This is a genomic window from Stomatobaculum sp. (assembly GCF_057248925.1).
The window spans coordinates 1-21,895 of the sequence record NZ_DBHIHF010000014.1; the positions used below are offsets into that span (position 1 = coordinate 1).

Below are 21,895 nucleotides of genomic sequence, written 5' to 3' on the forward strand. Positions count from 1 at the left end.
GCAGATGGAACTTGATATTGTTCTCGATAAAGGTCTGCGCGTCCGCCGCGGACAGCGCCGTCGGGAAAATAATCTGGTAGAACTTGTGCGCGGTGAGAATGTCCGTAAAGGTCTGAACACCCGTCGGTGTGCCGAGGAGTTCAATGCTGCCCACATCGACCTGGAAGTTCATCGAGGTGATGCCGGTTCCCGGTGTGTCGGTGACCGTCACATCCTTTAACTTGTACGCCAAGCGGTTGTCATCGTCATAGTCGAGACGCTTAAATGCGACCGAGAGCAGCAACGGGGTCGCGGAGGTCGGCGTGTAGTTCACGACCGCGAACGGCGAGAAGTGCTCTGCCGCAGCCTGTATGACCGGCAGATTCTCATTGAGGCCCTCGCGGAGCGTGTCGACCTTCTCGTTGGTCTCGTCGATATGGAGAACGGAGACTGCGTTCTGCTCGATTTCCGCCGTATCGGTACCTGTCTCTGCGCTCGCCGCCGAGACAATCGCGATGTTCCGAAACGAAACTGCGAGGGTGCCCTTTGCATTGTCCGGCTGAATCGGCTCACCTGCCGCATTCAGCACTGTGAGGTCGCAGAGGAACTGGGTCGTCGCGGACTTTCCTACCGCTTCGGCGTGCTCGCTGATCTTTTCGAGCACTTCCTTCTCTTCCTCTTCACTGAGTTTCCGCGCCTTCAGGCTCGCGCCCTCCGGAAGCACACCGGCCGGGGCGCTGACTTCAATCTCGACGCCGTCCAGCTGCGTGTGCAGCACCTTCGCCGCATTGGAAGGCGTGCCCCAGCGCGCGGAACCGGCAGTCAGATCCTCTGCCTTCTTTTCCTTTGCCGCCGCATCGGAGGGGCTTGCGCTGCCCTTCTGCTGAAGCTGCCGCTGTACATCCTTCGGAAGCGCGAGGTCATTGATGAGCTCGGCATCCTCCCGGTACTCTTCGGCAGACGGGGCTGCGAAAGCGGGCGCCGCCGTCGAAATGTTCAGGGCGACCATCGCCGCACTGAGCACTCCGGCCAGCAGACGCTTTGACCAGTTCCTTCGTTTTCTCATATGCTTTCCTCCTTGTTACACGAGCCAACCACAACTTCTTCTTAATAGTTTAGCGAGCTCTGTAAGGATTTTCAACAGTATATGAATATTTTTTTAATTTTATCGCTGTTCATTTAAGATATAGCTTGGGTTTAATGAACTTTTTATGAGCATAGTGTTGAGTAATTCCGAGTGCCAAAAAGGCACTGTGCTCTCGCACAGCGCCTCTTTTTGTATTTCCGACTGTCTTACCGTTTTTTACCGCAGTTCCTCGGCGAGTGCTTCCGCCGCCTTGGCGAGTGCTGCCTGCACGCCCGCAGGATTTTTGCCGCCCGCCTGTGCAATGTTCGGTCTGCCGCCGCCACCGCCGCCGATCAACGGCGCAATCGCCTTGATGAGCTTGCCGGCATTGGCGCCCTTCTCTTCCGCCGCCTTGCCGACCATGACAAGGAGGTTTACCTGCGCCTCATCCGCACTTGCGAGCACAGCCACGCCGCCCTCGGTCTTCTGAAGCAAACTGTCGCCGAGGTTCCGGAGCTCATTCATCTCAATCTTTGCGAGCGCGGTCGTGAGGAGCTTCACGCCCTTCACGTCCCGCACTTCTTCGCCCGCATTCGCCGCGGCATTCCGCGCGAGCTCGGCGCGAAGCTTCTCGTTCTGCTTCTCGCTCTCGCGGAGCTCCTGCTGCAGCTGCTGAACGCGCTGCGGCAGTTCCGCGCGATTCGTCTTCAACTGCGCCGCGAGCTCTTCGAGCTCCTGCACAGCTGCCTCATAGTAGGCGGTCAGCGCGTCGCCGGTCAGTGCCTCGATGCGGCGCACGCCCGCCGAAATGCCGGTCTCGGAGATAATCTTCATCGCGCCGATATTCTCGGTATTCTTCACATGGGTGCCGCCGCAGAGCTCGGTCGAGAAGTCGCCCATCCGCACCACGCGGACCTCGTCGCCGTACTTCTCGCCAAAGAGCGCCTTTGCGCCCTCCTTCTTTGCCTCTTCGATGCCCATGACCTTGGTCTCGACCGGATGTGCCGCCCGAATCTCGCGATTCACAAGCGTCTCGACCTGTTTCATCTCTTCCTGGGTGAGCGCCGCAAAGTGCGTGAAATCAAAGCGCAGTCTGTCCGCACTCACAAAGCTGCCCGCCTGGTTCACATGATTGCCGAGCACCTCGCGGAGTGCCTCGTGCAAGAGATGCGTGCCGGAGTGGTTCTTCGCCGTATTCTCGCGGTTTGCCGCATCGACCGCAAGCGTCACGGTCTCGCCGATCCGGAACATGCCGGAGAGCACTTTGCCGGTATGACCGACCTTGCCGCCCTTTAAGTGAATCGTGTCGCGCACCGCAAAGCGGTTGTTGCCGGCTTCAATCACGCCGACATCGCCCTGCTGTCCGCCCATCGTCGCATAGAACGGTGTCTTATCGGTCACAATCGTGCCCTCATCGCCCTCTGCGAGTGCCTCGGTAAGCGAAGTTGCGTCCTCCTCGCTCTCGTCGGGGAGAATGCGGACCATCGCCGTAATCTTGCCCTCGTCCGTCAGCCTGTCATAGCCGGTGAACTCGGTCGTGAGCGTCGGATCGATCTGCTGGTAAGCGGTCTGCGCCTCGCCCATATAGTTCGTGGTCTTTCTCGCCTTCCGCGCAGTCTCCCGCTGCACCTGCATCGCCTTCTGGAAACCCGCCTCATCGACCGTAAAGCCGCGCTCGGCGAGGATCTCCCGCGTCAGATCGAGCGGGAAACCGTAGGTGTCGTAGAGCTTAAAGGCGTCCACGCCGGAGAGCTCGGTCTTTTTCTCCGCGGAGAGCGTCTCCTCGAGTTCCGCGAGAATCGAAAGCCCCTGGTCAATCGTCCGGTTAAACTTCGCCTCTTCCTCGGTCAGAACCTTTAAAATCATCTCGCGCTTCTCTTCGAGCTCCGGATAGCCGTCCTTTGAGGAGGCAATCACAGTCTCGGCGAGTTTGCCGAGGAAGGCTCCCTCAATGCCGAGGAGTCTGCCGTGGCGCGCCGCGCGGCGTAAAAGTCTCCGGAGCACATACCCTCTGCCCTCATTGCTCGGCATGATGCCGTCCGAAATCATAAAGGTGCAGGAGCGCACATGGTCGGTAATCACGCGGAGCGAGACATCCTTCTTCTCGTCCTCTTTGTACTGCGTCCCGGCGAGCTTTGCCGCCTCGTCGAGCAGGGCGCGTATCGTATCGACCTCGAAAATCGACTCGACATCCTGCACGACAACCGCAAGGCGTTCAAGGCCCATGCCGGTATCGATGTTCTTCTGCTTGAGCTCGGTGTAGTGCCCGTGGCCGTCGTTGTTGAACTGGCTGAAGACATTGTTCCAGACTTCCATGAAGCGATCACCCTCGCCGCCCATTACATCCTCGGGACCGGTGCCGTAGGCTTCGCCGCGGTCATAGTAAATCTCGGAGCAGGGACCGCAGGGGCCGGAGCCGTGCTCCCAGAAGTTATCCGCCTTACCGAAGCGGTAGATGCGCTCCGGCGCGATGCCGATTTCATCCCGCCAGATTGCGAAGGCCTCGTCATCCTCCTCATAGACCGAAGGATAGAGGCGGTCCGGCTCGAGTCCCACCGTCTTCGTCAGGAACTCCCAGCTCCAGTGAATCGCCTCGCGCTTAAAGTAGTCGCCGAACGAGAAGTTTCCGAGCATCTCGAAGAAAGTACCGTGGCGCGCGGTCTTGCCGACATTGTCAATGTCGCCCGTGCGGATACACTTCTGACAGGTCGTCACGCGGCGGCACGGCGGAATCTCCTGGCCGGTAAAGTACGGCTTTAACGGCGCCATGCCGGAGTTAATGAGCAACAGGCTGTTGTCGTTGTGCGGCACCAGACTGAAGCTCTTCATGATCAAATGTCCTTTGCTCTGAAAGAACTCCAGATACATCTTGCGGAGTTCGTTGACTCCGTATTTCTTTGCAATCATTGCACTGCCCCTCTGTGTTTAAATTTTCGAATTTCCTAACTTTTTATTTTAGCCGTAAACCGCCGTTCTGTAAATCCGCTTTGTGCGGTCCTTACGGCAGTCTGTCCTTGTACTGCTCAAGGAGCTGATAGGCGCGGGCGCGCGTGTTTTCCGCCTGTTCCCGCACCGAGAGCACAGCGCCGCCCTCCGCCGGGACATCGCGCTTTCTGCGCCACTCCTGCTGATCCTTCGTAAAAGCCGCCGCCTCCTGCTCGCTCAGCACAGCCGGGAGCACCTGACAGAGCGCATTGAGCTGCGTCTCCCAGTAGCGGAACTCCGCCGTCGCAAAGCGTGTCTCGCTGTCAGCGCGGCTGTCCTTCTTCGCCTTTTCCCGGAGTATCGCTATGGTTCTGTCCGTGTCCTCAAACTTCTCCCGGAAATCCCGGTAACTTCGCCCGGTGCCGCCCGTTTCCGCGAGCGTTCCGGTGACGCTCGTCTCGGCAGCCCGCGCCGCCGCAATGTGCCGCTTTTCGCGGAGCATTGCCTCCACGAACAGCGTAAACGCAATCCCCGCAAAAAGGACAAAGCAAAGGAGACGCCATCTCTCATGCCGTCTCATTGACTTTGTCCTCCAATACAGCGCGGTGATCCGCCGCGTCGGTCGCGAGGGCATCGCATCTCTCATTCTCCGGATGCCCCGCATGTCCTTTGACCCAGCAAAATGTCACCCTGTGCGGTGCCATTGCCGCAAGGAGACGCTTCCAGAGGTCTATGTTCTTCACAGGCTCATTCTTTCCCCGGGTCCAGTTTTTCTTCTGCCAGCTGTCGATCCAGTGCTGATTGAACGCATCGACCAGATAGCGCGAGTCCGAATACACTGTGACCTCACAGGGACGCGTCAATGCCTCGAAGCCCGCGATACAGCCGAGGAGCTCCATGCGGTTGTTGGTGCTCTTTTTGAATCCCGCCGAGAGCTCCTTCTCGTGTTTCTGCCCGCTGCCGTCTATGACCTGCAGGATGGTGCCGTAGCCCGCAGGTCCCTCGGGATTACCGCGCGCCGCGCCGTCCGAAAATAGATTTACGCTCGTCACTGCCGTTTCCCCGCTGTTATTTATTCGCTGAGGTAAGCGCTCTTCACCTCTGCATTGTTTAAGAGTTCCTCTGCAGTCCCGGAAAGGCGGATGGTGCCCGTCTCGAGCACATAGGCGCGATTTGCGATCGAGAGCGCCTTTTTTGCGTTCTGCTCGACTAGGAGGACCGTGGTGCCGCTCTCGTGAATGGATTTGATGATGTCAAAAATCTCATTCACATAAATCGGCGAGAGTCCCATGGAGGGCTCGTCCAGCACCAGCATCTCGGGCTTACTCATGAGCGCGCGTCCCATCGCGAGCATCTGCTGCTCGCCGCCGGAGAGTGTTCCGGCGAGCTGGTTTTTCCGCTCCGCAAGGCGCGGAAAACGACGGTATATTTCTTTGAGGCTTTCCGCCTTCTCCTCTTTGCTGCGCCGCGTATACGCGCCGAGCTCCAGATTCTGTAAGACCGAGAGCTGGGAAAAGACTCTTCTGCCCTCCGGCACATGCGCGAGCCCTCGCCGCACGAGCTGATAGCCCGGCACATGGGTGATGTTCTGTCCGTTGTAGACAACCTCGCCGCCCGAAGACGGCAGGAGGCCGGTAATCGTGTGGAGCGTTGTGGTCTTGCCGGCGCCGTTTGCGCCGATCAGAGTCACAATCTCGCCGCGCTTCACCTCAAACGAGATGCCGCGGATTGCGTGTATCATGCCGTAATAGACATGTAAATCTGTCACTTTGAGCAATTCGTCCATATGCCCTCCTCACTCGCCGAGGTAAGCTTTCACGACCTCCGGGTCGTGCAGCACTTCCTGTGTTTCGCCTTGTTTCAGCACCTTGCCGAAGTTCAGAACCGTGAGGCGCTCGCAAATGCCGGAGACCAGCTTCATGTCGTGCTCAATCAGGAGTATCGTCATGTGGAAGCGCTTCTGCACCAGCTGAATGGTCTCCATGAGCTCTGCCGTCTCATTCGGATTCATGCCGGCCGCCGGCTCATCGAGCAATAAGAGCTTCGGCTCGGTCGCCAGTGCGCGCGCAATCTCCAGTTTCCGCTGAGAACCGTAGGGCAGGTTTTTGGCCCTCGTGTCCGCGAACTGTTCCAGATGAAATACTTCCAGCAACTCTGTCGCGCGACGGTTCATCTCTCGCTCCTGTGCGCGAAAGCGCGGCAGGCGAAGAATGCCCTCCAGGGTCGAGTACGGGTAGTGGTTGTGAAGACCCGCCTTCACATTGTCGAGCACCGAGAGGTTTGAGAAAAGACGAATGTTCTGGAAGGTTCTCGCGATACCCGCCTGGTTGATTTCAATAATCGACTTGCCCGTCAACTCCTTGCCGTCGAGGCGGATGCTGCCCTTGTCGGGGCGGTACACGCCGGTCAGGAGATTGAAGATGGTCGTCTTGCCTGCGCCGTTCGGGCCGATCAGACCCGAGAGTTCATTTTCCTCCAGGGTGAGCGAGAAATTGTCGACCGCCTTCAGGCCGCCGAAGGAGATGCCGATATTTTTTACTTCTAACATTGCCATGGTATCGCCTCCTTAAGCCTGCTTGCCGGGTTTCCGGAAACCGGAGAAAAGCCGCTCCCGGTACTGAATGAACGAGGGTGCCGAGGTAAAGAGCATCATAAGAATCAGGACGACCGCATAAATCAGCATACGGAAGTCGCTGAGGCCGCGGAGCAGCTCGGGCAGCGCCGTCAGAACCACTGCGGCAATCACCGAACCGCGCATATTGCCGATGCCGCCCATCACGACAAAGACCAGAATCGCAATGGACATGTTGTAGCCGAAGTTCTTCGGCAGCGCCTGCAAGGTGCTCAGATTGTGCGCATAGAGCACACCGCCCACGCCCGCGAGCGCCGCCGAAATCGTGAAGGCGAGGAGCTTATAGCGGGTCACATGGAGACCGACCGACTCCGCCGCAATCTCGTTGTCGCGAATCGCCATAATAGCGCGCCCCGTGCGGGAGCGAATCAGATTCTGCACAATGAAGAGCGAAAGCAGCAGGAGAAGGATGCCGGCGAAGAAGGTCGAGAGCCGCGGCGTGCCGGTGATTCCCTGCGCGCCCTTGATTAAAATTTTGCCGCCGGTTTCGAGTTTCAGCGCCGCCGTGTCTTTCAGCGAGACATGCACGCCCTTCGCATCCACGCCGAGATAGAGCGCATTGATGATATTCTTCACAATCTCACCGAACGCGAGCGTCACAATCGCGAGATAGTCGCCCTGCAGCCGGAGCACCGGGATGCCGATCAGGAAGCCGAAGAAGGCCGCCACCGCCGCGCCGATCAGTACGGCGAGCACAAAGTCGAGACCGCCCGGGAGCTTCCCCGCCATCAGATTCGTAAAGAGCGCGGAGCTGAAGGCACCGACACACATGAAACCGGCGTGTCCGAGGGACAGTTCGCCCGAAATGCCGACCACCAAATTCAGACTGACCGCGAGAATCGCATAGGTGCAGAGCGGCACCAGAAGACCCTTGAACAGGGAACTCACCGCGCCGCCGTTTACCAGCACCTGTACAATCGCAAAGGTGAAAATCACAAGGCCGTAAGTGAGACAATCGTTTAAAAATGCTTTCTTTTCCGATGTTCTGTTCATATTACACCTTCTCTCTCATCTGTTTCCCGAGTATGCCGGTGGGTCGCACCACCAGAACCAGAATGAGCACCGAGAAAACAATGGCATCCGAGAGTTTGGAGGAGAGATATGCCTTCGAGAGGTTCTCGAGCACACCGAGCAGGAGGCCGCCGATTAACGCACCGGGAATCGAACCGATACCGCCGAGAACCGCCGCAACAAAGGCTTTGATACCGGGCATGGCGCCGGTGGTCGGCGTGAGGGTCGGATACGCCGAGCAGAGCAGCACGCCCGCAATCGCGGCGAGCGCCGAACCGATTGCAAAGGTCAGCGCAACCGTCGCATTGACATTGATGCCCATCAGTGTCGCGGCCCCTCTGTCCTCCGCGACCGCGAGCATGGCCTGGCCCGCGCGGGTCCTGTTGATGAAACCGGTCAGCGCCACCATGATGATAAAGCAGACCGCAATCGCCGCAACCGTCTCGCCGGAGATGACCAGCTGTCCGTTCGCAAAGCTCATCGACTGAATCGGCACCACCGAGCGGAAGCTCTTCGGGTTTGCGCCGAAGATGAGCAACGCGAGGTTCTGCAACAAGTAGGAGACGCCGATTGCCGTAATCAATACGGCGAGACTGTTCGCGCCGCGGAGCGGCTTATAGGCAACGGCCTCAATGATGACGCCGAGTGCCGTGCAGAACAGGACGGAGAGCAGCACGGCCGCGGATGCCGGCAGGTTCAGGGCTGTCATTGCCGTGAACGCGACATAGCCGCCGACCATGATAATATCGCCGTGTGCAAAGTTCAGCATCTTAGCGATGCCGTAGACCATCGTATATCCCAGCGCGATAATCGCATAGATGGAACCTAAGCTGATTCCGCTGAGCAAATAGGACAAAAATTTCATGACTGCTCTCCTTTATGATAAAGAAAGGGCTGCAAATTACGCAGCCCTTTCGCTCTTCTCTTCCGTGTGCGCTCAGTTCTCAATCGACTGGTAAGCGCCGTCCTTGATCACGACTGCCTTCGGCTCCTTGGACGGCGAGCCGTCTGCATTCCAGGTGATGGTACCGGTGAGGCCTTCAAGCTTAATCTCCGTCATCGCCTTCTCCATTGCCGTGCCGAGTTCTTCTACCGACATCGACGGGTTCAGGTTTGCCTTCTCCGCCGCTGCCTTAATTGCATACATACCGTCGTAGGTATCCGCCGCGAACTGAATCGGAACCTCCTTGTAGCGCTCCTTGTACGCTGCGACAAACTTCTGGGTCTTCTCATCCTTCGCATCCGCGGAGAACGGCGTCAGAAGCATAAGGCCTTCTGCGAGCGACTTGTCAAAGCCCTCGAGGTTCAGGATACCGTCCATGCCGTCACAACCGAAGAAGATCGGGCTGTAACCCATGTCCTTGCTCTGCTTCAGAACAAGTGCCGCCTCGGTGTAGTAGAACGGCAGGAAGACAAGCTCTGCACCTGCGTTGCGGATGTTCTGGAGCTGAATGTTGAAGTCGGTCTTGTTGTCCGCCGTGAACTGCTCGTCCGCGACAATCTGAAGACCGTTCTTCTCGGCATTTGCGACAAAGCTGTCGTGAATACCGCTCGAGTAAACATCGGAGGAATCGTAGAGAATACCGATCTTCGTCGCAAGCTTGTGGCTGCCGATGTACTCAGCAGACTTCTCGCCCTGCTGCGGATCCGAGAAGCAGACCGCAAAGGTGTTGGAGTTTGCGATGCAGTCCGGCGCGGAACCCGAAGGGGTCAGCTGGAACATGTTGTCCTTCACGGACTCGTTCGAAACCTGAATGCAGGGGGCGCTCGTCACCGTGCCGAGCAGCATCTGCATGCCCCAGTCCTTCAGGTGGTTATATGCGTTGACCGACTTCTCTGCGTCGTGCTCGTCGTCGTCGAACTCAATCTCGACCTTGTAGCCGTTGATGCCGCCGGCAGCATTGATCTCATCGACCGCAATCTGCTGCGCGTTCTTGCAGGCAAGACCGTAAACTGCCGCGCCGCCGGTCACCGGACCGATACCGCCGATCTTCCAGACCGCGCCGTCCTTGCCGGCTTCGCTCTGTCCCTCTGCCTTGCTCTCACCGGCTGCCGTGGTCTCACCCGCCGCCTTGGTCTCGCTACTCTTCTGCTGACCGCAGGCCGCAAGTCCGAAGACCATGGAAGCTGCTAATAATACAGATACTGCTTTCTTCATAACCTTTTCCCTCCCAAACAACATACCAAACAGATATGTCGAAGATTATAAAGAGCATATCTAGAGATGTCAACCGGAAGGGTCCAAAATATAGCGATTCAGCAGATTTGATATACACCGTTCCGGATGATAACGACTTTCGGTTCCTTTGACGGTGCGCCGTCCGCACTCCAGGTAATCGTTCCGGTCACACCCTGTAACTGAATTTCAGTCATTGCCTGCTCCATTGCGCTGCCGATTTCCGAGACCGACATCGCAGGGGTGATATTTGCCTTCTCCGCTGCCGCTTTGATTGCATACATACCATAGCAGTCGCAACCAGCCGTTTCATAGAGGCTCCTCCTTTTCAACTCATTGATATGAATAATTCTGCACAGTATAGTCACATCGTATTGAGTTGTCAAGAAAAGTCTCTCAATTATCCTGAATATTTATAAATGATTCCACTCTGCAATCGGGTCCCGCTCCATCAGCATGCGCACGGCTTCCGCCGCCGGCAGCTCCGAAAAGAGCACGCGATTCACAACATCCACAATCGGCATTTCGACCTGCTCCCGCTCGGCGAGCGCAAGCGCCGCCTTTGCGGAGTACACGCCCTCCACGACCTGTCCCACTTCCCGCATGGCCTCTTCGACCGGCTTTCCCTGCCCGATCAGAATACCGGCTCTCCGGTTTCTCGAATGCATGCTCGCGCAGGTCACAATCAAATCGCCGATGCCGGTGAGACCCGCAAAGGTCTCCCAGTGCGCGCCGAGTTTCACGCCGAGACGCGCGGTCTCCGCGATGCCGCGCGTGATTAACGCCGCCTTCGTGTTGTCACCGTAGCCGAGGCCGTCGGCAATGCCCGCCGCGAGTGCAATCACATTTTTGACCGCGCCGCCGAGCTCAATGCCCTTGACATCGGTCGAAGTGTACACGCGGAACACGCGGTTCATAAAAAGCTCTTGTACCTGCTCCGCGACCGCGCTGTCAGCCGCTCCCGCGACGCAGGTCGTCGGGAGGCGTCTCGCGACCTCTTCCGCGTGGCTCGGCCCCGAGAGGCAGGCAACGACCGCATCCGGAATTTCTTCCTGTACCTCGTCGGTCTGAAAGAGAAGACTCTTCTCCTCAATGCCCTTTGCGACGCAGACGAGAAGCTGCCCTGACTTCACATAGGGGTGCAGCTCTCGCGCGACACCGCGCGTATAGACCGAAGCGGTCGCAAGGACAATCGCGTCCTGCTTTTCGCCCGCCTTTTTCATGTCAGAGGTAAACTGCATCCCTGCCGGCAGCTCGAGGCCGCCGAGCGCGGACGATTTCCGCGTGCGGCGCAGTTCCTCCGTGTGCTCCGCAAAGGGAGACCAGAGCAGTACCTCGTGGCCGTTGTCCGAAAGCAACATGGCAAGCGCCGTACCCCAGGCGCCGGAACCCAGAACCGAAATCTTAGCCATTATTTTTTCACCTCCATGCCGCGCGTAAACAGATGTAAGCGGCTCTCTTCGCCGCGAAGCAGCCGCCCGATGTTCGCGCGGTGGCGGAAAATAGAGAGCAGGGGATTAAACAGGGCAAGAAGCAGAAACTCTGTCTGATATGCCGCGCCGACCGGCAATGCATGCCGGAAAAAGAAAACCAGTGCGAGCACCAGTAACAAAAGCATCGACAAAATCGACGAGAGCGAGACATAGCGGAACAGACAGCAAGTCACGATGAAGAGGAGGCACCAGGCGAGCGCCAGTCTCCAGTCGAGCGCAATCAACACGCCGACCGTGCTCGCGACGCCCTTGCCGCCGCGAAAGCCGAGATAAAACGGATAGTCGTGTCCGAGCATCACGCCGGTCGCGGTCCAGAGCACCATGAGAAGCTGAAGTTCTGCCTGCCCCCGGAAAAAGTGGCGCGCGAGCACACAGGGAATAATCGCCTTGGCCGCATCGAGGAGCAGCACCAGAATCCCGGCTCCCGTGCCCATGACACGGAGCGAATTGGTCGCGCCGGTCGAATGGCTGCCGTAGTTCCGGACATCCAGTCCCTTCGCTTTGCCGAGAAAATAGCCGCTCTGAAAACTACCGCAAAGATAGCCGATCAAAAGCCAGAGAAGTCTCTCCATCGATTACTCCTTGTCCTTTCCCTGTCGCTCCCGGATGAAGAAGCGCAGCATGGTTCCGCGGAACCCGAAGGCCTCACGGATACGGTTCTCGAGATAGCGCTGGTAGGAGAAATGCATGAGTTCCTTGCTGTTGACGAAGAACACAAAGGTCGGCGGCTTCACCGCAACCTGGGACGCGTAGAAAATCTTCAGGCGGTGTCCCTTGTCGGACGGCGGCTGCTTTAAGACGGTCGCCTCGGTGATAATCTCGTTCAGCACGCCCGTCCGAATGCGAAGCGTCTGCGAAGAGCGTATCATGTCGATCATCTCGAAAAGCTTATTCATGCGCTGGCCGGTCTCCGCGGAGACAAAGAGGAACTCGGCATAACTCATAAACGAAAGCGTGCTCTTGATTTTGTCGGTGAACTCCTTCATGGTCTTATCCGTCTTTTCGACCAGATCCCACTTGTTCACGACCACCAGGATGCCCTTGCCCTTCTCATGCGCGACACCGGCAATCTTGGCATCCTGCTCGGTCACGCCCTCGCTCGCATCAATCACGAGCAGCACGACATCGGCCCGCTCCACTGCCGTCACCGTGCGGATAATCGAGTATCTCTCGATGTCCTCATGAATTTTGGACTTTCGCCGTATGCCGGCCGTGTCGATGAAGACATATTCCTGTCCGTCGTGCACCACGACCGTATCGATCGCGTCACGCGTGGTGCCCGCGATGTCGGAGACAATCACGCGGTTCTCGCCGAGCAGGCGATTGATAATCGAGCTCTTGCCCACATTCGGCTTGCCGATCAGCGCAACCTTCGGGCGCTCATCCTCTTCCGCTTCGCTCGCTTCGACCTGCGGGAAGTAGGCCTCGACTGCCTCTAAGAGATCGCCGATGCCGAGGCGGCTCGCCGCCGAAACCGGAATCGGGTCGCCGCAGGCGAGATTGTAGAACTCGTAGATATCATTCTGAAACTTGGTGAAGCTGTCCACCTTGTTGACCGCAAGCACGACCGGCTTTTTTGCGCGGCGCAGCATATCGGCGACGCGGTCGTCGGCGTCGGTGACACCGGTGCGGACATCGGTGAGGAAGATGAGCACATCCGCTGTCTCGATGGCAATCTCCGCCTGTTCCCGCATCGACACCAGCAATTTATCCCGGGATTCCGGCTCGATACCGCCGGTGTCGATCAGCGTGAAGTCGCGGTTTAACCAGGTGCAGTCCGCATAGATTCTGTCTCGGGTCACACCCGGAATGTCTTTGACAATCGAAATCGGCTCTCCCGCAATGGCGTTGAAGAGCGAGGATTTGCCGGTATTGGGCCGCCCGACAATGGCGACAATCGGTTTACTCATAGCTTTCTCCTTTTTTCAAAGCGCAGCGGCTTTATCCTTTGTGGAATTTCTCGGTCGCGAGCTCGTAGGCGCTGCCGCTGCCGGTATAGCGGTAAGTTTTGTCGTTCACGGCCTCCACGAGGTCATCTCCGCCCATGCCGATGATTACACAGGGCACGCCGAGTTCCCGCTCGAGGTCGGATCGCGTCATGTCGTCGAGCAGCACTTCCTCGCCGCTCCGGAACACACACTGCGGCAGCAACAGGCGGTCGCCGAGCGGCTTTCCCTTGAGACCGTCCAGAATATCACGCCCGGTCAGAAGCCCTGTCACCGTGATTTTTTCGCCGAAGAAACGGTTCTCCAGCGGGTAGAACAAAATCTTTTTGGCGGGGAGTTTCTCCCCGATTCGCGCCAGTTCCCGCGAGAGGCTCGGCGCGGCGAGGAGACCGCTGAAGGTACTCACGGTCTCCGTTTGGTCGGACGGCGCCACCGTCGACAGCGCCTCTCCGATTTCCTCGTGTAAGAGGGTCAGCATCCCGACGCCGTTCTCGAGCTGTGGGTAACCGTCGTAGCGCGAGGGCTCCGGCAGCGGCCGCCCCGCCGTCAGATAAAATTCATCCGACGCCTGGACAAAGTGAATCCCGCATTTTTCCATGGCGCGGCGCTGGATGTCTTCAATGATATCGATTGCATTCGCGCAGTCCTCGGGTCCGAGGAGCTCAAGCTTCTCTAACTTGTCGCGATAATTGGTGAGCCCGACCGGCACCACCGAGACCGACTGCATGAGCGGCGCATAGCGAAGCAAATCCGTCAGGGTGCGCTTTAACTCCTCGCCGTCGTTATAGCCCTTGCAGAGCACAATCTGCCCGTTCATCTGAATGCCCGCCTCGAAAAGCTTATCGAGATAGCGCAACTTTTCGCCCGCAAAGCGATTTTTCAGCATGCGCACGCGGAGCGAGGGATTTGTCGTATGTACGGAGATATTAATCGGTTCCAGGCGATATTGAATGATATGCTGAATATCCGCCTCTTTCATATTGGTGAGCGTCACATAGTTGCCCTGCAGGAAACTGAGGCGCGAATCATCGTCCTTAAAATATAAAGTGTCCCGCATCCCACCCGGCATCTGGTCGATAAAGCAGAAGATGCAACCGTTTGAGCAGGAGCGATATTCGCTCATCAGGCCGTTTTCAAAGACCAGCCCCGGGTCCTCGCCGCCGTTCTCGATTTCGTACTCCCACTCCTCGCCATCCGGCTTCAGAACGAGCAGGGTGATGACTTCCGCGCTCACCTGATAGCGGTAGTCAAAGACATCGGCGACCGCTTTTCCGTTTACTTCCAACAGGCGGTCCCCCGCCGCGATTTCCAATTCCGCCGCCGCACTTCCCGGCTCCACGGCAGCAATCAAATGTCCCTTGTTTTCCGCCACAATCAACTCCTTTACTTTCTCGCATTTTACATGAATTATGAACGCTTTGCAACGCAGCCTTGCGGCAGGGAAACGAAAATGCTATGATTTAAAAAATATGCCATGTCTCTGACAGACCCAGCTGTTTTTTAGAAGGAGAACGAAGAAAGATGTCCAATCAGTCCACCGAAAACAATCGTCTTCCCGTCGCGCCGCTCAAAATCGCAGCGCTCGAGAGCTGCCGTGATCTCGCGGAAAAAGTCAACGCCCACCTCGTGCGGATGCGCGCTTCGGGCGCGGAAGCGACCGATGAGCGCCGTCGCTCCCTGCACTACCGCGGCTATGACGCCGATTCCTATCTCCTCTCCATCAACTGCCCGCGTTTCGGCACCGGTGAGGGCAAGGGCGTCATCAATGAGTCCGTGCGCGGCGCCGATCTCTTTGTGATGGTCGATGTCACCAACTACTCTCTGACCTATAAGGTGGACGGCAACGAGAACCACATGTCGCCGGACGACCACTTCCAGGATTTAAAGCGCATCATCGCGGCGGGCGGCGCGGCAGCGCACCGCGTGAATGTGATTATGCCCTTCCTCTACGAGGGCAGACAGCACAGAAGAACCAAGCGGGAATCTTTAGACTGCGCCTATATGCTGACCGAACTCGCGAACATGGGCATCGAGAACTTCATCACCTTCGACGCACACGACCCGCGCGTCCAGAACGCGACGCCGCTCTCCGGCTTTGACAACTTCATGCCGACCTACCAGTTCATCAAGACCTGCTTCCTGAACATTCCGGATATGAAAGCGGACAAGGATCACCTGATGATTATCAGCCCGGACGAAGGCGCAATGGACCGCGCAATTTATATTTCGAACATTCTCGGGGTCGACATCGGCATGTTCTATAAGCGCCGCGACTACTCGAAGGTCGTCGACGGCCGCAACCCGATTGTGGCCCACGAGTTCCTCGGCGCAAGTGTGAAGGACAAGGATGTGCTGATTATCGACGATATGATTTCCTCCGGCGAGAGCATGATGGACACCGCGAAGAATCTGAAAGACCGCGGCTGTAAGCGCGTCATCGTCTGCGCGACCTTCGGTCTCTTCACCAACGGTGTGAAGAGCTTCCGCGAGAAGTACGACGCCGGCATCATCGACTATGTCTGCACGACAAACTTAAACTACCGGAGACCGGAGCTCCTCGAGGAGCCTTGGTACCTCGAGGCGGATATGAGTCCCTATCTCGCCTACATCATTGACAGTCTAAACGCCGACGCCTCCTCGGGCGACAAGCTCTCTTCGACGCGGAAGATTCAGGACTTCTTAAAGAACCTGCAGAACGAGGAATACCAGTACTTCGGTTCGGTCATTGAATAAAACAATAGCAAAGGAGCTTATCCGGATTGTTTTCCGGGTAAGCTCCTTTGTTATGATTATTTATCGCTCGGTTCTCAAATTTGCTCCTGACTCATACCTTCCAGCACAATATGACCTTCCTTAAGTAATGCGCCGCCGCAACCATCAACTCGCTTTGTTCCAGCAGCATAAAATTCTCCATCCAGGTTCATCACACTGTTTAGCATGGTACTCATTGCCTGATCTACCGGAACCGGCACAATCTTATGACCTTTGCTTTCCAGAATTCGTCGCGTATCTCCGGAAATCCCGTACTCCAACTCCAGTCCCTGCGACCTTGTCAAACAGTTGACATAGGGAGCATTTACCAACTGCTCCGGCGTCATGTGAAAATCGATCGCATTGACGATACCTTGCAGTGTGCCCGTAATGATTCTTGGACCGCCCGCCGCACCGATGGCAAGAAATGGCTTTCCATCCTTAAATACGATGCTCGGTGACATACTGGAAAGCGGTGTCTTGCCGCCTTGAATCGCATTGGCACTGCCGTAGGCCAGCCCCTGACTCGTCATGGCGCCTACCGCAGCTGAAAAATCGGACATCGCATTATTCAATACGAATCCCAGCCCTTCAACTACAATTCCACAGCCAAACCAGTCGCGAACTGTCTGCGTCTGTGAGACCGCATTGCCCTCTTTGTCCATGACGGAAAAATGCGAGGTGTTTCCCGGATACTGCTTTGCCTCAATCCCCGTGGCGGCAGCAAACTCTCCGGCATGTTCTCCGGCAAGCTCGAAGCGCTCATAAGCAAATTTTTTACTTGTCAATCGTTCAAAATCTACATCAACGAACTCCGGGTCTCCCAACGCTACACTGCGATCGGCAAATCCGAGCTTCATCGCTTCTGCCAGGGCATGAATAGCTTCAGCAGTGTTGTGTCCCATGGATTGAAGGTCATAGTTTTCCAGAATATTCAACATCTCCACCAGTGCGCCCCCGCCGCTGGGCGGTGCAAAAGCAGCGATCTCATATCCTCGGTATGTTGTTTTGATCGGATCACGAACTTTCGGTTCGTAAGATTCCATATCGGAAAGATCAAAACAGCCGCCTCGATCATTAATCAGATTGACAATCTTCTTTGCAATTCTTCCTTTATAAAAATAGTCCACACCATATTTTGCAATACTCTGTAGCAGCTCCGCTATTTCAGGGTTCTTCTGAATCTCTCCGAATTCATAGAAAGCGCCTCCTTCCTTTCGATATAGCTTTCTGAACGCTTCGGAGAGCCGCATTTTTCGCTCTACAGAATTATCAAACATAGTAAGTGCTCCTGTGTAACTTGTGCCGAATCCATCTTTTGCACATCGAATTGCCGGAGCACTAATCTCTTCCCATGACAGAGTTCCATACTTATTTAGGATCATATCCATCGTCTTCAGGAGACCCGGAAGCGCAACCGACTGTCCTCCAAGATCCTTCCATTCATCCTGCACTTCCCCGTCTTTCATGAAGAGATCTGCGGTCGCCCGAGCGGGAGCGATTCCCCTTCCGTCAATTCCCACACTCTCACCGCTTCTTGCATCATACAGCAAGGAAAAGCAGCCGCCACCGATGCCGGAGTGATGTGGTTCTACTACAGACAACGTCAGAGATATCGCAACAGCGGCATCAAAAGCATTTCCACCCTGATTCAATATCTCAAGTCCTGCTCTTGTCGCATAAACGCTGTTACTGCTAACTGCACCGTTAGAACCATGCGCCACCGGTCTTCTCCAATAGGACGGCCACATATAAATCTGTTTCTGCTTGTCCTGTCCCATATTTATTTTGCTCCTTTTATCAATTCCTTTTCCCGATAAGTCAGAAGCGAAACAATAATGCCAACACTATATGTAACAATGAAAACCGGATATACCGCCTCTACCCTATCGGTTAGACCCAATAACATCCATGCTACGCCTGTAATCATACCGGTCAACATACTCCAGAACGCTCCTTGTTTTGTGGTTTTCTTCCACATAAGCCCTGCCAAAATAGAAAAGCTGACCGGAGCTGCCGCCACGTGCTGCAAGGTCAAAAACATATTTGTCAAAGATTTACTCGGAATCACAACCGCAGGAACCAATGTCATATAGGCAAATACAAATGTAATTGCCTTGGAGAGCTTCAGAATCTTCGCGTCATCCACGTTTGGATTAATTTCCGTTCTGTAAACATTTGTAATGATCGTTCCTGTCGCCAACATCATCGTCGCCATCGTTGCCGCTATAATCATGGTCGCGAATGCAAAGATGATACCTGCAAATAGAGGATTGCTAAAAGTCTTGATTGCATATGCAAAAGCGGTAGAACCGTCACCGAGATCCGCACCGCTCGCCTTAGACAGCATTCCGCAAGTTGCGGTAAAGAAACAAATGGGTGCTGCAATCAAGTAACCGAGAATAGAACCGGCTCTTGCAGCCTCCGGGCTTTTTGCCGAAAGGAGCGGCTGTAAAACCGCCTGCATAACCGCAGTACTGATACAACCACCGACAATCCATGCAATGATACGCTGCGTCGGCATGTTTCCCATAGAATCATATTTTTCCGGAAGTGTCTTTAGAAGTCCGCCAAACCCTCCGAATTTCGGAAGTGTCTTGAATACGAAACCGATTAAAAGAACATAAATGCCGATACACACGATTCGACCGACTGCGGATGCGCCCTTCATACCTGAAAAACTTGTATAAATAACCGCTATGGTGACACCTATGAACATAGCGACCATAAGGTTCAGCCCGGGCAACACAATCTGGATAATACTGGATACTGTCTTCAACTGAATCGGAATGTAGAGGAATCCATAAATAATCCACGCATAGGAATACAGTCTTGTTGTTCTAATATCATATTTGGACTGAAGATAGGCCGGTACCGATTCCCCCGGCATTCTCTCTCGGATAATCTTTGCAAATACAGCAAGTGCAATGAAGTAGAAGGAACCGGCAATCGAATACCATGCTCCTGAGATGCCGAGCTTATATCCGTTCTGTGCCGCTCCTACAACCGCCATACCCCCGATCTGCCACGCCGCAAAGACACAACCGAGCGTCAACGCTCCCATGGTCTTATCACCTCCGGACCACTGGTTTGCAGACTTTATCTTCGTTCCCGCATACACGCCTACGCCGATGATTAAACAAAATGTAATAATCCAAACCGCTACTAACATACATATCCCTCCTGTTAAAAAGCTAATATGAAGCATTTCCGGAACTTTCAGTTCCAAGTACAGTCAGCTTCTTGAAGCTCCTTGCGGAGTTCCTTACACGAAGAACGTCTGTGCATACGATGTTGTCAACAGCTTCCCAGGCACGCAAGATTCAAATTACCTCTAAACCCTTTATCTACCTCCTTTCTGTCAACTAGCCCTACTTTCTTTCAATACCTTGCTCCTACACCTCCTCTCTACTGCTTCTTTTTCTCATACTTAACAGTAATATATTACACATTACATATCTTTATCAAAAGAGTACATTTTTTCTTTTTTGATGTCAATAGAAAGTACATATCAGTTGATTTCTCCGTTTTTCCCCTATATACTTAAATTCATTAGTCGTTTTGCACAAAACATAAATTAGCTGCGCAATTTGTCTAATGCTCTTCCGCTCTTTGAAAGCGGTTCGATTCCTATTTTCTACCCATTCGGAAGGCAAGCTTTATGAGTGAATGTCAGTCAGATCTTTTAGGCACAGGAAAAGTACATACAGCAAGTTATAAAAGCCAAGCATACGAACTGATCAAAGACGCAATCCTTTACAATCGTTTTCGCGTTGACGCTATTTATTCTCAAGAAGCCATTTGCAATGAGCTCGGAATCAGCCGTACGCCTGTGCGCGAAGCGTTGCTGGAGCTTCAGAAAGAAGGCTATGTCAGCTTTGCTCGCGGGAAAGGCGTGAAAGTGGTTCCCGTGACAAAGCAAGATGCCATGGATATTCTCGAATCCAGGATTTTTCTGGAATCACACAATGCAAGGCTTGCTGCTGAGCGTGGAACAGCATCGGAAAAGCAGGCAATTATGCACTGTTTGATCGAGCTAAAGGAGAATTTGTCCACTCTTGACAGCCGTCTTCTATACCGCATAGATCATCAGTTTCACCGTCTGGTCGCTGATGCTTCCCATAACAGATGGTTTGCTCTTCAAACAAGTCTGATTCTGGACCATTACCTGCGCTTTGAAGTCAAATCCGTATACAATAATTCCATTGACGGCAAGCTTGTATACAAAGAGCATCTTACCATAGGTGAGGAGATACTTCACAGTCAACCGGAAAAGGCAGCCCAAGCCATGCTACTTCATCTCTCAAACTCCTACACCCGCACGCTGGGCGAAATTTGGAGGCGCTCTCCGGAGCAATAACACTTACACTTTGGATTTTGACTCCTATATTCAAAATGATGCCTGTCAGTAAATATGATCTGATTTATGTTCATATATCTGACATCAAGCCTCAATTACCGTCTTGACCATATAAAAGCTATCCCTACTCCCATCTGCCCGTTTCAGACAAAGCTAAATCCCGGAAGCGCTTGATCTTAGGCTAAGCGGACAAAAAGCGTTGATGCTAGCTCCATATGATTGCATCACCCCACATCAGGATTGACTCTGCAATACTTCCATCCGTCAGCATTACCTTTAACAGTTCCTTTGCAGAAAGCGGCTCCGGTGAGTGCATGTAGCACCACCAGAAAGCCGCTTTTATTCGTCTCTCTATATTTAGACCTCTAGGATCTCTAAGCATGGCTCTGAGTCTTGCATTTACACCTCCTTCAATCTGATTGTTTGTTGAAGAGATCTTCTCCCTGCTCTTTGCAGAAACGCCTTCATTTTACGGTGCCCTATGACACCATGAGAATCATGATAAAGTGCTTGCATCCATTGACAACAATGAGAGTTTTGAGCGAGATAACCCTCTTTCGCATTTCTGAGGTAGTTGTAATAAGCGTTTGGATGAAGATGCAGCATTTTAAAAAGCCATCTCAATCCGAACTCCTGCTGTTCTCCTTTTCTAATTCGGCTTTTTCACGCCGAAGACGACGAAGTTCTTCCATCATCTCGAACTGAGACTTCTCCTCACCATTGTTTTGGCATTCTTCGCGATACGAGCCTACTCAGCTGAAAACAGTGGCTCTGAATATGCCGTACTCAGCTCCAAGGCTGGCAATCGTGCATCCATCTTGAATGTGCGCGCGAACAACTTTTCGTCTGGTCTCGTCTGATATTCGAGTCATGTATTTTCTCCTCTGCTGACATTATAATCTATCAGGCAGAGGTGTTACAAATTCCCTGTACCACTACCTCCCGTATTACAACAATCCAGCTTTCTCAAAATGCTTTTTCAAAATCCGGGTGGAAATAAACGCACCGAGGAAGCTGGTCACAATCGTCAATGCCACCATGCTGAAAAACATGGGCCATGTAAACATCTTTAAGTACACAGCAAGTGCTTCATCTGTCAAATGAAGGATATCCTGTCTGTCGATCAGATATTGAGCATTAGACAAATACATAGGGAGTGTATATCCGGCAGAATGAAGCGTACAGCCGAGAACATAGGCAAAGATCAATACCGCTTTACTTTTATAATGATTGGCGCTCGCAACAACCTCCGCTATGATCCAGCCGAGAATGGACGCTATAACACCGATCACATTTGCGGCCATAAGCCCCGGAAGCGCGCTGATCGTTCCCATAATCAGGAATGTCCCTTTTTTTCTGACCTTTGAAACAAGAAGCATATAGGCAATGGATGTAAAGAAAACGGTTATCGGGATATTGGCTACCGTTCCGACGAGGGTCATTCCGGCAGCTCCGCCGATTACAAAGAAAATCACAAGACTGATGGCTGCAAAGATGCCTATGGTGATAAAATCACGGACATCCAGCTTTTCTGTTTTGATGGTGTTCATTTTAAA

General features: G+C 54.3%; 18 protein-coding genes and 2 pseudogenes. 2 read left to right on the plus strand and 18 right to left on the minus strand.

Going from position 1 to position 21,895, the window contains the following annotated elements; all coding sequences use genetic code 11:
• The 14 genes and pseudogenes from ACO4XG_RS06325 to ACO4XG_RS06390 all read right to left on the minus strand — a co-directional run.
• A pseudogene (locus ACO4XG_RS06325) lies at nt 1-1,045 on the minus strand (InlB B-repeat-containing protein); the annotation flags it as partial.
• A gap of 237 nt (nt 1,046-1,282) precedes the next feature.
• On the minus strand, nt 1,283-3,952 hold the full coding sequence (alaS, locus tag ACO4XG_RS06330; RefSeq protein ID WP_308508751.1) for an alanine--tRNA ligase: 2,670 nt from the start codon (nt 3,950-3,952) through the stop codon (nt 1,283-1,285).
• Between the two features lie 91 nt (nt 3,953-4,043).
• The gene (locus ACO4XG_RS06335; protein WP_308508752.1) at nt 4,044-4,550 is read right to left on the minus strand and encodes a lysozyme inhibitor LprI family protein; all 507 of its coding nucleotides are present in this window, start codon (nt 4,548-4,550) and stop codon (nt 4,044-4,046) included.
• Entirely contained in the window at nt 4,537-5,022 is a 486-nt protein-coding gene (gene rnhA, locus ACO4XG_RS06340; RefSeq protein WP_308508753.1) for a ribonuclease HI, read from the minus strand. Before rnhA ends, ACO4XG_RS06335 begins: the two co-directional genes overlap by 14 nt.
• A gap of 20 nt (nt 5,023-5,042) precedes the next feature.
• Entirely contained in the window at nt 5,043-5,756 is a 714-nt protein-coding gene (locus ACO4XG_RS06345) for an ABC transporter ATP-binding protein (protein WP_308508754.1), read from the minus strand.
• Nucleotides 5,757-5,765: 9 nt separating this feature from the next.
• Nucleotides 5,766-6,524: an ABC transporter ATP-binding protein gene (locus ACO4XG_RS06350; protein WP_308508755.1), complete on the minus strand. Its 759-nt coding sequence runs from the start codon at nt 6,522-6,524 to the stop codon at nt 5,766-5,768.
• A gap of 12 nt (nt 6,525-6,536) precedes the next feature.
• Nucleotides 6,537-7,595 (minus strand): branched-chain amino acid ABC transporter permease, encoded by a 1,059-nt coding sequence (locus ACO4XG_RS06355; RefSeq protein WP_308508756.1) that lies wholly within the window; start codon nt 7,593-7,595, stop codon nt 6,537-6,539.
• Nucleotide 7,596: 1 nt separating this feature from the next.
• Nucleotides 7,597-8,478 carry a branched-chain amino acid ABC transporter permease gene (locus tag ACO4XG_RS06360; protein ID WP_308508757.1) on the minus strand — a complete coding sequence of 294 codons (882 nt, stop codon included), beginning with the start codon at nt 8,476-8,478 and terminating at the stop codon, nt 7,597-7,599.
• 72 nt (nt 8,479-8,550) lie between these two features.
• On the minus strand, nt 8,551-9,771 hold the full coding sequence (locus tag ACO4XG_RS06365; RefSeq protein ID WP_308508758.1) for an ABC transporter substrate-binding protein: 1,221 nt from the start codon (nt 9,769-9,771) through the stop codon (nt 8,551-8,553).
• A 98-nt stretch (nt 9,772-9,869) separates the two neighbouring features.
• A complete protein-coding gene (locus tag ACO4XG_RS06370; protein ID WP_330670139.1) occupies nt 9,870-10,073 on the minus strand; it encodes a hypothetical protein in 204 nt (67 codons plus the stop codon).
• A 129-nt stretch (nt 10,074-10,202) separates the two neighbouring features.
• A complete protein-coding gene (locus ACO4XG_RS06375; RefSeq protein ID WP_308508759.1) occupies nt 10,203-11,201 on the minus strand; it encodes an NAD(P)H-dependent glycerol-3-phosphate dehydrogenase in 999 nt (332 codons plus the stop codon).
• A complete protein-coding gene (gene plsY, locus ACO4XG_RS06380) occupies nt 11,201-11,854 on the minus strand; it encodes a glycerol-3-phosphate 1-O-acyltransferase PlsY (RefSeq protein ID WP_308508760.1) in 654 nt (217 codons plus the stop codon). Before plsY ends, ACO4XG_RS06375 begins: the two co-directional genes overlap by 1 nt.
• A 3-nt stretch (nt 11,855-11,857) precedes the next feature.
• Nucleotides 11,858-13,192, minus strand: a complete 1,335-nt coding sequence (gene der, locus ACO4XG_RS06385) for a ribosome biogenesis GTPase Der (protein WP_308508761.1) — start codon at nt 13,190-13,192, stop codon at nt 11,858-11,860.
• Nucleotides 13,193-13,223: 31 nt separating this feature from the next.
• Nucleotides 13,224-14,600, minus strand: a complete 1,377-nt coding sequence (locus ACO4XG_RS06390) for a DUF512 domain-containing protein (RefSeq protein WP_308508762.1) — start codon at nt 14,598-14,600, stop codon at nt 13,224-13,226.
• Nucleotides 14,601-14,749: 149 nt separating this feature from the next.
• Between ACO4XG_RS06390 and ACO4XG_RS06395 the strand changes: the two genes are divergently transcribed.
• Entirely contained in the window at nt 14,750-15,961 is a 1,212-nt protein-coding gene (locus ACO4XG_RS06395; RefSeq protein WP_308508763.1) for a ribose-phosphate pyrophosphokinase, read from the plus strand.
• Between the two features lie 74 nt (nt 15,962-16,035).
• Here the strand turns inward: ACO4XG_RS06395 and ggt are convergent, their stop codons facing one another.
• A complete protein-coding gene (gene ggt, locus ACO4XG_RS06400; RefSeq protein ID WP_308508764.1) occupies nt 16,036-17,760 on the minus strand; it encodes a gamma-glutamyltransferase in 1,725 nt (574 codons plus the stop codon).
• A gap of 2 nt (nt 17,761-17,762) precedes the next feature.
• Complete coding sequence (locus ACO4XG_RS06405; protein ID WP_308508765.1) at nt 17,763-19,151, minus strand: sodium:solute symporter family protein; 1,389 nt, start codon at nt 19,149-19,151, stop codon at nt 17,763-17,765.
• 489 nt (nt 19,152-19,640) lie between these two features.
• Here ACO4XG_RS06405 and ACO4XG_RS06410 point away from each other — a divergent pair, with 489 nt between their 5' ends.
• Nucleotides 19,641-20,339 (plus strand): GntR family transcriptional regulator, encoded by a 699-nt coding sequence (locus ACO4XG_RS06410; RefSeq protein ID WP_308508766.1) that lies wholly within the window; start codon nt 19,641-19,643, stop codon nt 20,337-20,339.
• Between the two features lie 205 nt (nt 20,340-20,544).
• Here ACO4XG_RS06410 and ACO4XG_RS06415 read toward each other — a convergent pair.
• Both ACO4XG_RS06415 and ACO4XG_RS06420 read right to left on the minus strand, forming a co-directional pair.
• Nucleotides 20,545-20,769, minus strand: a pseudogene (locus ACO4XG_RS06415) (IS256 family transposase); the annotation flags it as partial.
• 517 nt (nt 20,770-21,286) lie between these two features.
• A complete protein-coding gene (locus ACO4XG_RS06420; RefSeq protein WP_308508767.1) occupies nt 21,287-21,889 on the minus strand; it encodes an MptD family putative ECF transporter S component in 603 nt (200 codons plus the stop codon).
• Nucleotides 21,890-21,895: the final 6 nt, after the last annotated feature.